This window comes from Nocardia transvalensis NBRC 15921 (assembly GCF_000308875.1).
GTDB lineage: Bacteria > Actinomycetota > Actinomycetes > Mycobacteriales > Mycobacteriaceae > Nocardia > Nocardia transvalensis.
Genome location: NZ_BAGL01000038.1, coordinates 1 through 12,508, shown reverse-complemented (window position 1 = coordinate 12,508; position 12,508 = coordinate 1). Strand labels below are relative to the sequence as shown.

The window sequence follows — 12,508 nt, the reverse complement described above, 5'->3', positions numbered from 1 at the left end:
GGGCGTGTCGGCAGTCCATTGTCCGCGCGCCATTTTCATAAAGCCGCCGCGGATACAAGCCCCCGAAAAGAGGGGGACCACAAGCTCACTCCGAGGATGCCTCGGATTCCATCCAGACGACACCGGCGATGCGGCCGGTGGGTGCGCCGCGGCGGTGGCTGAAGAGCCTGGCGTCCTCGATGGTGCAGCGCGGGTCCACCGCCACGCCCGCGACGCCCGCCTCCTCGAGCTGGCGGCGGACCCCCGCGCGCAGATCCAGGCCCGGCGTGCCCTTGGCGGTGGTGGTGGCGCTGCCCGGGAGGTGCGCCTCGACGTCGTCGCGCATGGCGGCCGGGACCTCGTACTGGCGACCGCTCGCCGCCGGACCCAGGAAGGCTCCGATACGTTCGGGATGCGCGCCGACCGAGACCATCGCCTCGATCACCCGCGGCACGATGCCGATGCGCGCGCCCACCCGTCCGGCGTGCACGGCCGCGATCACCCCGGCCTCGTCGTCGGAGAGCAGGATGGGGACGCAGTCGGCCGTCAGCACGACCAGCGCGAGTCCCGGCACGGTGGTGACCAGCGCGTCGGTCACGGGAACCGGTTCGGCGCGCGGCCCGTCCACGATCTCGACGTTGCGCCCGTGCACCTGTTCCATCCAGACCAGCCGCTCCGGCGCCAGGCCGATCCCCTCGGCCAGCCGGATCCTGTTGCGCCGCACCGCCTCCGGATCGTCCCCGACGTGGTCGCCCAGATTGAACGAATCGTAGGGGGCGCGGGAGAACCCGCCGTCCCGCGTGGTGGTCACCCGCCGGACACGAACCGAAGCAGCAGCAGTCATACCCCCGAGATTAATAGGGGTGAGTTCAGCGGCGCATGAACGACGGCACGTCGACGTCGTCGTCCGTGTCCTCGTCCGGCGGCTGGATGTGGTTGCGGGAGTTGTGGGCGACCGTCGGCTCGCTGGCCGGGCGGGGCTCGTAGGACGGGGCCGGGCCGCGCTGGACCGGAGCGGGCGCGGGGGCCGACTCCGTGGAGCGGGTGCTGCTGTAGTCGGAACCGCGCGTCGAGGCCGAGCCGAGTTCGCCGGCGCGGGCCGAGCCGATCGTGGAGCGACCGGTGGAGTCGATCCGCCGGGCGGGGGTGCCGCCGTCGAAGCCGGCCGCGATCACCGTCACGCGCACCTCGTCGCCGAGCGAATCGTCGATGACCGTGCCGAAGATGATGTTGGCCTCGATGTGCGCGGCCTCCTGCACCAGCGAGGCGGCCTCGTTGATCTCGAACAGCCCCAGATCCGATCCGCCCGCGATCGACAGCAGTACGCCGTGGGCGCCGTCCATGGACGCCTCCAGCAGCGGGGAGTTGATCGCCGACTCGGCGGCCTTGACCGACCGGCCCTCCCCTCGCGAGGACCCGATGCCCATCAGCGCCGAGCCCGCACCGGACATGACGCTCTTGACGTCGGCGAAGTCGACGTTGATCAGGCCCGGGGTGGTGATCAGGTCGGTGATGCCCTGAACACCGTTGAGTAGTACCTCGTCCGCGGAGCGGAAGGCATCCATCAGGCTCACCGCGGCGTCGCCGAGCTGCAGCAGCCGGTCGTTGGGGATCACGATCAGGGTGTCGCACGACTCGCGCAGGGACTGTATCCCCGACTCGGCCTGGTTGCTGCGGCGCTTGCCCTCGAACGAGAACGGCCGCGTCACGACACCGATGGTCAGCGCACCCAGCTTGCGGGCGATGCTGGCCACCACCGGCGCGCCGCCGGTGCCGGTGCCGCCGCCCTCACCGGCGGTGACGAAGACCATGTCGGCGCCCTTGAGCACCTCTTCGATCTCGTCCTTGTGATCCTCGGCGGCCTTGCGGCCCACCTCCGGATCCGCACCGGCGCCCAGACCCCTGGTGAGTTCACGACCTACGTCCAGTTTGACGTCCGCATCGCTCATCAGCAGGGCCTGCGCGTCCGTATTGACCGCGATGAACTCGACTCCCTTGAGTCCCTGTTCGATCATCCGGTTGACGGCATTCACGCCGCCGCCGCCGATACCGACGACCTTGATCACTGCAAGGTAGTTGTGCGGGGGCGTCATGGGCTCTCGCCTTCCTTCGATCTAAAGCCTGTCGTGTTCGGATCCCTGTCAGAACACCGACCGTTCGGTCCGAGCGAACCCGGGCTTTCATCCGGGCAAACCCTAAACCTCAACGATAGGGTTATCGTTATGTCAAGTATCCGACTGCTGCGGAACGCTATTCGTACCCGCCGCAATCCGCGCGCAGGCGCGCCGAAACGAGCGTGAGAATCTTATGTGATCCATCTCGTTCGAGCCCGCCCCGCATCGTATCGCGAACGGCCGCCCCGAGCACGGGGAATCGTTCCTGGTGCCCGCGAAACTTCGGTGGCTGCCGTGGACCGTCACCGAAAACCCCGTAGGCACAACGGGTATCACTCACTTTACCGTTACCAGATCGGGGCTCGATACGTCGAATACCGTGCCGTCGCGAGTCAGCACCGGCAGCACCACCGCGGCCTTGCGCACCGAATCGTCCGGCCCGCCCCACAGGACGGTGCGGTCGTCGGTCAGGCGCAGTTCGATATCCGAAACCGACCGCGCCACAACCTCTCCCACCTGCGCCCGCAACCCCGGCGGGGCCGCGTCGAGCACCGCGACGGCCGCCCGAGTGACCGGGTCGCTACCGCCCGGATGGGCGGTCGTCAGCTTCGGCACGCCGGGCGGCGGGGGCTCGACCGCGTATTCGACACTGTCGCCGTCGAGCAGGTGTGTTCCCTGCGGGCTCTCGAAATACACCGCGGGGGTGCGTTCCTCGACCGTGATCCGCACGGTCGAAGGGAACGTCCGCTGCACCCGCGCCGAATGGATCTTCGGAATGGCGGCCGCCCGCCGGGCCATCGCGTCGGTGTCGATGCGCAGCATCGAGCGCCCCTCCGGAACCTTCAGCGCGTCGCGCACCTGCTGCTCGGGCACGGTCCGCAGGCCCTCGATCCGCACGGTTCGCACCGCGAGCGCCGGGGTGAAGTACGCGACCACCAGCAGGATCAAGACCAGAACGACCACCGGCACGCCCCACAGCGCGATGCGGCGGACCGGGAGATCCGCGGCCCACCGCGCGCGGTCGCGCACCGTGTTCACCGGCCCGTCGGCGGGCGCACCCGCAGCCCGTCGAGGATCTGCCCGCCGAGCATGGTCACATCGCCCGCGCCCATGGTGATCACGACATCGCCGGGGCGGGCCAGATTCGCGGCCTGCTTCCCGACCCGCGACATATCCGGCTGGTAGTGCACGGGTTTGGTGACCGACTGGGCGACCAGGGCGCCGTTCACGCCCGGCAGCGGCTTCTCGCGGGCGCCGTAGACGTCGAGCACCACCACCTCGTCCGCGAGGTCGAGCGCCGCGCCGAATTCCTCCGCGAACGTGGCGGTCCGGCTGTACAGGTGCGGCTGGAAGACCACGATCACCTTGCCCTGCCGGGACCGGGCGCCGTCGGCGGCCTCCTGCTGGACGAGTTCGGCGGCGGCGCCGAGCACCGCCCGCACCTCGGTGGGATGGTGGGCGTAGTCGTCGAAGACGCGCACGCCGTTCTCCCGGCCGACGAACTGGAAGCGCCGGTGCACTCCCCCGAAACCCTCCAGGCCCTGCAGGACCTCGTCGGTGTCGGCCCCGGCGTCGCGCGCCGCCAGCAGCGCGGCCAGCGCGTTCAGCGCCATGTGCCGCCCCGGGACCGCCAGACGCAGCGTGCGCGGCGTGGACTCGTCGGCGAACTGGAAGGTGACCACGCCGCCGACGTCGCGGGGCTCCCACGACAGCAGCCACACCCCGATAGGGACCGGCGCGCCGTCGGATTCGCCGGAGCCGTAACCGAGTACGCGGATGTCGAGTTCCCCGGCCTGCCGGCGCGCGGCGACGCGTTCGGCCAACGCCCGCGAGCCCGGATCGTCCAGGCACACCACGAGCAGGCCGCCCGGCCGCAGCCGCGCCACGAAATCGTCGAAGACCTGGATGTAGGCCTCGGCGGTGCCGAAGAAGTCGAGGTGGTCGGATTCGATATTGGTGATGACCGCGACGTCCGGGTCGTACTGCAGCAGCGAGCCGTCGGACTCGTCGGCCTCGGCGACGAAGAAGCCGCCGGAGCCGTGGTGGGCGTTGGTGCCGGCCTCGTTGAGTTCGCCGCCGACGGCGAACGACGGGTCGAACCCGCAGTGCTGCAACGACACCACCAGCATCGAGGTGGTCGAGGTCTTGCCGTGCGTGCCCGACACCAGCAGCGTGTGGTGGCCGCGCATGAGTTCGGCGAGCACCGCCGGGCGCAGCAGCACCGGCACGCCGCGCCGGTTCGCCTCCACCAGTTCGGGATTGGTCTTGGGAATGGCCGCGAGCGTGGTCACGACCGCCGTCGGCCCGCCGGGCAACAGGTCCAGCGCGCCGGCGTCGTGACCGATGCGGACCTCGGCGCCCCGCGCGCGCAGCGCCAGCACGCCGCGGCTCTCCTTGGCGTCGGACCCGGACACCGCGCCGCCGCGCGACAGCAGGATGCGCGCGATACCGGACATGCCGGCGCCGCCGATGCCCACCATGTGCACCCGCCGCAGCAGTGGCGGCAGGTCGTTGCCGTCGCCGTCCTTCGTCTCCGTCACCGCCCGGCCACCTCCGCCACGATCCGCGCCACCGCGTCGGCGGCCTCGCGATGCCCGGCACCGGCGGCCGCCACCGCCATCCCCGACAGCCGCTCCCGATCGGTGAGCAGCGGAATCACCTCGTCGATCACGTATTTCCCGGTCAACTCCGAGTCGGGGACGATTCTGCCACCACCCTGAGCCACGATGGGCCGGGCGTTGAGTTCCTGTTCGCCGTTGCCGTGCGGCAGCGGCACGTAGAACGCCGGCAGGCCGACCGCGGACACCTCCGCGACGGTCATCGCGCCGGAGCGGCACACCGTCGCGTCGGCGGCGGCGTAGGCCAGATCCATGCGCGACAGATAGGGCACGGCAACGTATTTCGCGGCGCCCGCCGGATCGACGCCGGTGATCTCGAGGGTGTTCTTGGGTCCGTGCGCGTGCAGCACCGAGATCCCCGCGGCCGTCAGCTGCGCCGCGGCCGCCGAGACCGCCTCGTTGAGCCGCCGCGCGCCCTGCGATCCGCCGAACACCAGCAGCACCGGGCCCTCGTCCGGCAGCCCGAAGTGCGCGCGCGCCTCCGTCCGCAGCGCCGCGCGATCCAGCGTCGCGATGGTCTCGCGCACCGGGATGCCCACGATCTCGGCATCGGCGCGGCCGGGCGCGCGCACACCGGAGTTCGCGACCGCGGCCAGCACCCGTGCCGCCCGCCGCGCGCCCACCTTGTTCGCGATGCCCGCCTTCACATTCGCCTCGTGCACGACCACCGGCACCGGGCGCCGACGCCGGGCCCCGCGACCCGCGGCCAGGTACGCGGGCAGCGCCACGTATCCGCCGAAACCGACGACGACATCGGCGTCCACGGCATCGATCACCGCGCGGGCGCGCGCCACCGACGACCGCACCCGGCCGGGCAGCCGCAGCAGATCACCGGTCGGCTTGCGCGGCAACGGCACCGGCGGGATCAGCTCGAGGTCGTAGCCGCGTTCGGGCACCAGCGTGGTCTCCAGGCCGCGCGCGGTACCCAGCGCGGTGATCCGGATCGACGGGTCCAGCCGGCGCAGCGCGTCGGCGACCGCCATGGCGGGTTCGATATGGCCGGCGGTGCCGCCGCCCGCGACTATCACCGAGAGTGCCCGTCCCCCAGGTCTTTCCGCACCGGACCTGACGCTCCCGCCGGTTGTCACCTCGAATTACCCCGTTCTCTCGCATGTTTCATCGGATAGCTCGGCTCCCAGGCCCGCGTGGAGCGCCACGAACTGGTGCTGCGGCTCTCGCGCCGGCCGGACTCCGAATCTATCGAGCGCCGCGGCGCGGGGTCCGCACCACCCCGCCGACCGGCGCCCCGGCGGTCGCCCGCCGACAGTTCGCGCCGCGGCGGAGAGGGGCGCACTCCGGAACGGCTGCGCGCCGCCTGGGCCCGGGCCGCGGAGTACATCTCCGGCTTCGGCAGCCGCAGCAGCCGGCTGAACCGGCCGTCCTGGCCGTTGTGCAGGGCCGACACCGCCTCCGGTTCGTGCCGAGCGGCGTTGGCGATGATGCCGAACATGAGCAGCGTGATCGCCAGCGACGAGCCGCCCGCCGAGACCAGCGGCAGCTGCAGGCCGGTCACCGGGAGCAAGCCCACCACGTAGCCGATGTTGATCAGCGCCTGGCCGGTGATCCAGAAGGTCGCGGTCGCGGTGAGCAGGCGCAGGAACGGATCCACCGACCGGCTCGCGATGCGCAGGCCGGTGTGCGCGAACAGCGCCAGCAGGCCCAATACCAGTGCGCAGCCGAGGAATCCCAGCTCCTCACCGATGATGGCGAAGATGAAGTCGTTGTGCGCGTTGGGCAGATAGCTCCACTTCGCGCGGCTCTGTCCCAGCCCGCGGCCCCAGATGCCGCCGTCGGCGAGGGAGAACAGCGCCTGCCGCGCCTGGTAGCCGATGCCCTGCGGATCGTCGCCGGGGTTGAAGAACGCGCGCATGCGGTCGGAGCGGTATCCCGCCGACAGCGCCAGCACGCCCGCGGCGATCACACCCGAAATCGCGATGGTCACGAACAGCCGCACCGGCAGCCCGCCGAACCACAGCAGCGCCGCCAGGATCATGCCCAGCGCGATGGTCGTCGACAGGTTGGGTTCCAGCACCACCAGCAGGCAGGCGAGCAGGCCCGCCGGCACCAGCGGCACCATGATCTCCTTGTAGTTCGCGTGCTCCGAGCGCCGCGCCGCCAGCAGGTGCGCGCCCCAGATGATCAGCGTCACCTTGACCAGTTCGGACGGCTGCACCGAGGCGAAGCCGAGGTCGAACCAGCGCCGCGAGCCCTGTACCTGCGAGCCGATGCCGGGAATCAGCACCAGCACGAGCAGCAGCAGCGAGATCGCGAACAACGGGAACGACAGCTGTCGCAACCGGCGCAGCGGCAGCCGCAGCGCCAGATAGAACAGCACCGCGCCGATCACCGCGAACAGCGCCTGCTGGATGAACAGCTTGTAGGCCGATCCGCCGTCGGCGTACGACTCGACGCTCGACGCCGACAGCACCATCACCAGCCCGAGCATGGTGAGCAACGTGGCGATGGTGACCACCAGATGGAAGTCCGCCAGCGGGCGCGCCAGCCAGGCCCCGAACCAGGTACCGGATTGCTTGCGCGCCGGCTCGGTCATGCCTCCGCCTCGCCGGCGCTCGGCTCCGGCCCGACCGAGCGGTCGGCTGTGTCTATGGTTCGCTCGTTGCGCTCACTCACTGCGGGCTCCCGATATCTCTCTCGTCGAGCGCCTGCACCGCCGCGACGAAACTGCGGCCGCGGTGGGTGTAGTCGGCGAACATGTCCAGGGAGGCCGCGGCGGGGGCCAGCAGCACCGTATCTCCGCGGCGGGCATAGCCGGCGGCGATGCGCACGGCCCGCGCCATCACCGCGTCCGCGCCGTCGATCTCGGACGTGAGTTCCACACCCATCACAGCATCGTCACCCGAACCGAGCTCCACGACCGGGACATCGGGCGCGTGTCGCGCCAACGCGGCGGCGACGACCGGGGCGTCCTGGCCGAACAGCACGGCCGCGACGAGCCGATCGGCGGCCTCCTCGACCAGGTCCTCGACGTGCGCGCCCTTGAGCAGGCCGCCGGCCAGCCACACCACCTGGGAGTGCGCGAGGATCGAGGACCGCGCGGCGTGCGGGTTGGTGGCCTTGGAGTCGTCCACGAAGGTCACCCCGCCCAGCTCGCGGACCAGGGCGGCACGGTGCGGGCCGACCTTGTGCTCCTGCAGGCCCTCCTTGACGAATTGCGGTGCCACATCGATGGATCGGGTCAGCGCCGCCGCGGCCAGCGCGTCGGCGACGCCCGCCGGACCGGCCGGGCTGATGTCGCCGGTCTCGGCGAGGATCGCGGCCTTGGTGAACGCGCGGTCGAGGAGTTTGCCGTCGACCACGCCCAGCTCGCCGTCGGCGGGCACGCCCACCCGGAAGCCGACGGTGCGGCGGGCCTTGGACTTGCGCGCCAGCGCGGCGGCGACCGGATCGTCCAGCCCGACCACGCCGACGCGGCCGGTCAGCGCGCGCGCCTTGGCGGCGGCGTAGGCGTCCAGGCCGCCGTGCCAATCCAGGTGGTCCTCGGCGACATTCAGCACGACGCCCGCCTCCGGGCGCACCGACGGCGCCCAGTGCAGCTGGAACGACGACAGTTCCACGGCCAGGATCTGCGGACCCGGATTGCGCCGCAGCGCGTCCAGGATCGGCAGGCCGATATTGCCGCAGGCGACGCTGGGGATACCGGCCGCGCGCAGGATCGCGTGGGTCATCTGGGTGGTGGTCGTCTTGCCGTTGGTGCCGGTGATCACCAGCCACTTGCGGGCCGGGCCGTAGAGCCGGGCCTGATCCACCCACCAGGCGAATTCGACGTCGCCCCAGACCGGAATGCCCTCGGTCACCGCGGAGACCAGCACCGGCGAATCCGGCCGCCACCCCGGACTGGTGATCACCAGCGCGAACCGGTCGAGAGCGGCGGGCTCGAGGAGTTCGTCCCCGGTGGCGGTGGTGAGCCCGAGTTCGGCCGCCTCGGCCATCGCCTTCTCGCCGGCGTCGGTGACCACGGGCCGGGCGCCGATATCGCGCAGCGGTTCGATCAACGACCTGCCCGACACCCCCCAGCCCGCGACGAGGACGTCGCGGCCACGCAGGAATTCGAGCATCGGCCCCGGTGAACGCAGGGCCCGCGGAGTGTGTTCGACCATCGCTGCTTTACCCGACCTGAGAGAGGTATTCGCTGTAGAACAATCCCAGTCCGACCGCCGACGCTATGCCGGCCAGCAGCCAGAACCGAATGATCACGGTAGTCTCGGCCCATTTGCTGAGTTCGAAGTGGTGGTGGAACGGCGCCATCTTGAACAATCGGTTGCGGGTCGTGCGATAGACCGCCACCTGCAGCACCACCGACGCGGTCTCGGCCACGAACAGCGCGCCGATCACGATCATCAGCAGTTCGGTGCGGGTGGTGACCGACAGTCCGGCGATCAGGCCGCCGAGCGCGAGAGAGCCGGTATCGCCCATGAAGATCTTCGCGGGAGCCGCGTTCCACCACAGGAATCCGATACAGGCGGCCCCGCCCGCGGCGCACACCAGCGCCAGGTCCAGCGGATCGCGCACGTTGTAGCAGCCGGCCTCGGCGTGCACCGAGCAGGCGTTGCGGTACTGCCAGAAGGTGATGATCACGTACGCGCCCAGCACCAGGCTCATCGACCCCGCGGCCAGCCCGTCCAGGCCGTCGGTGAGGTTCACGGCGTTCGACCAGGCCACCACCACCAGGCAGACGAAGGCCAGGAAGACGATGACGCCCATCGACACCGTGGTGATGTCGCGGACGTAGGAGAGGTGGCGGCTGGCCGGGGTCTGCTTGTTGGCGCCCGGGAACTGCAGCGCCAGCACGCCGAAAACGATTGCCGCCGTGAGCTGCCCGAGGTACTTGCCGGCCGCGGTGAGGCCCAGGTTGCGCTGTTTGCGGAGCTTGATGAAGTCGTCGATGAAGCCGACCGCGCCGAGCGCCGTCGCCAGCGACAGCACCAGCAGGCCCGAGACCGTCGGCCCCTCGGCCTTGTAGCCGATGCCGATGAGGTGCGACCCCCAGTAGCCCGCCCACAGGCCGACGAGGATCGCCACGCCGCCCATGGTCGGGGTGCCGCGCTTGGCCTGATGGCTCTCCGGCCCGTCGACGCGGATCTCCTGCCCGAAGCCGCGCCGGGCGAACATCCGGATCAGCAGCGGCGTCAGGAGGATCGATACCGCCAGCGCGATACCCGCCGCGAATAGAATCTGTCTCATCCCGCCGCCTCCGTGGTCTCACGGGCGGCGGCGGTCAGATGCTGCGCGACCGCCCACAGACCGGCGGAGTTCGACGCCTTCACCAGCACTACATCACCCGCCGTGATCTCGTTGTCCAGCACCGCGATCGCGGCGTCGATATCGGGCACGAGGATCGACTCCTCACCCCACGAACCTTCCATGACCGCACCCTGGTGCAACGCGTGCGCCGGACGCCCGTCGCCGACCACGATCAGCCGGTCCACGTCCAGGCGCACCGCCAGCCGCCCGATGCGGTCGTGCTCGATGATCGAATCCTCGCCCAGCTCGGCCATTTCGCCGAGCACCGCCCAGGTCCGGCGGTCGGCGGTTTTCGCCATGCTCACCAGCGCCTTGAGCGCCGCGCGCACCGAATCCGGGTTGGCGTTGTAGGAGTCGTTGACGACGGTGACGCCGTCGGCGCGGGTCCGCACGTCCATGCGGTGCGCCGAGACGATCCGCGCGTCCGACAGCGCCCGCGCGACCGTCTCGAGGTCGGCGCCGCACTCCAGCGCCACCGCGGCGGCCGACAGCGCGTTGCCGACCTGGTGCTCGCCGTGGACGGCCAGCCGGATGTCGATGCGGGAACCCTTGGCGTGCAGGGTGAATCGGGCGCGCGCGTCGTCGTCGAGGACCACGTCGGTGGCCCGCACGTCCGCCTCCGACGACTGGCCGACGGTGACCACGCGGGCCCCCGTGCGGTTCGCCATGGCCGCGACGTTCGGGTCGTCGGCGTTGAGCACCGCGACGCCGGACGGTGGAAGCGCTTCCACCAGTTCACCCTTGGCCTGGGCGATCGCCTCGCGGCTCCCGAACTCGCCCAGGTGCGCGGTACCGACATTGAGCACTACGCCGATGGACGGCGGTGCGGTCTCGGCGAGCGCCTTGATGTGTCCTACGCCGCGGGCGGACATCTCGAGCACCAGGAAGCGGGTTTCGGCGTTCGCGCGCAGCACCGTCCACGGGTACCCGAGTTCGTTGTTCAGCGAACCCGGCGGGGCCACCACCGGTCCGAGCGGGGCCAGCACGGTCGCCAGCAGGTCCTTGGTCGAGGTCTTGCCCGAGGATCCGGTCACCCCGATGACCGTGAGGCCACCGCTGGCGAGTCGATCGATACTCACGCGGGCCAGCTTCGCCAGCGCGGCGAGGACGGCCGCGCCGGATCCGTCGTGATCGTGGGCCAGAACCAGCGCCCTGCTGCCGGTGACCGGCAGCGGGTCCACCACGATGGCCGGGACACCGACCGGCCGCGCGGCCAGCACGGCCACCGCACCGGCGGCGACGGCGCGGGCGGCGAAATCGTGCCCGTCCGCGTGCTCGCCGGGCATCGCCAGGAACAGATCCCCGGAATTGATTCGGCGCGAATCGAATTCGACCGCACCGGTCACCGTCACCGCGGGATCGGGTACATCGTGCAGCGTGCCGCCGACGACGTCCGCGATCTCCCGCAGAGTCATCTCGATCATGAAACCGTCAGGTCCTTCGCGGTCGTTTTCCGAGAGAGGGCCTCCGCCAGCACCTCGCGGTCGTCGAACGGATACTTCACACCCGCAATCTCCTGCCCAGTCTCGTGTCCCTTCCCCGCCACCAGCACCACGTCACCGGGGCGTGCCCAGTCCACGGCGGCGGTGATCGCCGCGGCCCGGTCGCCGATCTCGGTGACCTCGCCGCGTTCGGTCTCCGCGATCCCCAGCGCGCCGCCGCGGATCGCCTCGCGGATGGCGGCCGGATCCTCGCTGCGCGGATTGTCGTCGGTGATGATCAGCAGGTCGGCGCCGCGGGCCGCGGTGGCGCCCATCAGAGGCCGCTTCCCCGCGTCGCGATCGCCGCCCGCGCCGACCACCACGGCCAGGCGGCCGCCGGAGCCCTTCACGTGCTCGCGCATCGTGGCGATCACCGATTCGACCGCGGCCGGCTTGTGCGCGTAGTCCACGATCGCCAGGAAGTCCTGGCCGCGCTCCACGCGCTGCATCCGGCCCGGCACGTCGACGGTGGCCAGAGCCTCGGCCGCGGTCGCCGCGTCGGCGCCGGCCGCCGCGCACACCGCGACCGCCAGCAACCCGTTGGCGATGTTGTAGCGACCCGGAAGCCGCAGCCGCACCGGCACCTTCGCGTGCGGGCCCGCGGCGGTGAACAGCTGCTCGCCGCCGTCCGCCGACACCCCGAGGGCGCGCCAGTCCGGTTCGTCCTCGCCGGTCGGGCTGTCCTCGGTCGCCACCGTCACCACCGGGGCGCGGCCGCCGACCTCGCGGGCCAGGCGGCGGCCCCAGGCGTCGTCGACGCAGATCACGCTGCGTTGCGCGGCCACCGGCGATTCGGGATCGAACAGGCGGCGTTTGGCGGCGAAATAGTCCTCGAAGTCGGCGTGGAAGTCCAGGTGGTCCTGCGACAGGTTGGTGAAGGCGCCCACCGCGAATCGCACCCCGTCGACCCGGCCCAGCGCCAGCGCGTGGCTGGACACCTCCATCACCACGGCCTGCACGCCCTGCTCGACCATCAGCGCGAACATCGCGTGCAGCTGCGGAGCCTCCGGCGTGGTGAGCGCGCTGGGCACCCGCTGCCCGCCGATGCGGGTCT

10 protein-coding genes are annotated in these 12,508 nt (G+C 71.1%); all 10 read right to left on the bottom strand.

What is annotated here, in order from left to right; genetic code table 11:
* Nucleotides 1-85: 85 nt before the first annotated feature.
* Nucleotides 86-823: a peptidoglycan editing factor PgeF gene (pgeF, locus tag ON41_RS12030; RefSeq protein WP_040747666.1), complete on the bottom strand. Its 738-nt coding sequence runs from the start codon at nucleotides 821-823 to the stop codon at nucleotides 86-88.
* 25 nt (nucleotides 824-848) lie between these two features.
* Nucleotides 849-2,072 (bottom strand): cell division protein FtsZ, encoded by a 1,224-nt coding sequence (gene ftsZ, locus ON41_RS12025; RefSeq protein WP_040747665.1) that lies wholly within the window; start codon nucleotides 2,070-2,072, stop codon nucleotides 849-851.
* Nucleotides 2,073-2,429: 357 nt separating this feature from the next.
* Nucleotides 2,430-3,131, bottom strand: a complete 702-nt coding sequence (locus tag ON41_RS12020; protein ID WP_246829506.1) for a cell division protein FtsQ/DivIB — start codon at nucleotides 3,129-3,131, stop codon at nucleotides 2,430-2,432.
* Nucleotides 3,128-4,573, bottom strand: a complete 1,446-nt coding sequence (gene murC, locus ON41_RS12015; RefSeq protein WP_051161286.1) for a UDP-N-acetylmuramate--L-alanine ligase — start codon at nucleotides 4,571-4,573, stop codon at nucleotides 3,128-3,130. Before murC ends, ON41_RS12020 begins: the two co-directional genes overlap by 4 nt.
* A gap of 56 nt (nucleotides 4,574-4,629) precedes the next feature.
* On the bottom strand, nucleotides 4,630-5,739 hold the full coding sequence (gene murG / locus ON41_RS12010; protein WP_040747664.1) for an undecaprenyldiphospho-muramoylpentapeptide beta-N-acetylglucosaminyltransferase: 1,110 nt from the start codon (nucleotides 5,737-5,739) through the stop codon (nucleotides 4,630-4,632).
* Nucleotides 5,740-5,795: 56 nt separating this feature from the next.
* Entirely contained in the window at nucleotides 5,796-7,262 is a 1,467-nt protein-coding gene (gene ftsW, locus ON41_RS12005; protein WP_040747663.1) for a putative lipid II flippase FtsW, read from the bottom strand.
* A gap of 76 nt (nucleotides 7,263-7,338) precedes the next feature.
* Nucleotides 7,339-8,787: a UDP-N-acetylmuramoyl-L-alanine--D-glutamate ligase gene (murD, locus tag ON41_RS12000; RefSeq protein WP_040747662.1), complete on the bottom strand. Its 1,449-nt coding sequence runs from the start codon at nucleotides 8,785-8,787 to the stop codon at nucleotides 7,339-7,341.
* 49 nt (nucleotides 8,788-8,836) lie between these two features.
* Nucleotides 8,837-9,913: a phospho-N-acetylmuramoyl-pentapeptide-transferase gene (mraY, locus tag ON41_RS11995; RefSeq protein WP_040747661.1), complete on the bottom strand. Its 1,077-nt coding sequence runs from the start codon at nucleotides 9,911-9,913 to the stop codon at nucleotides 8,837-8,839.
* Nucleotides 9,910-11,397, bottom strand: a complete 1,488-nt coding sequence (locus ON41_RS11990; protein WP_040747660.1) for a UDP-N-acetylmuramoyl-tripeptide--D-alanyl-D-alanine ligase — start codon at nucleotides 11,395-11,397, stop codon at nucleotides 9,910-9,912. The genes mraY and ON41_RS11990 overlap by 4 nt, the downstream gene beginning before the upstream one ends.
* On the bottom strand, nucleotides 11,394-12,508 hold a 1,115-nt coding region (locus tag ON41_RS11985; protein WP_040747659.1), incomplete at its 5' end, for a Mur ligase family protein. The genes ON41_RS11985 and ON41_RS11990, both read right to left, overlap by 4 nt.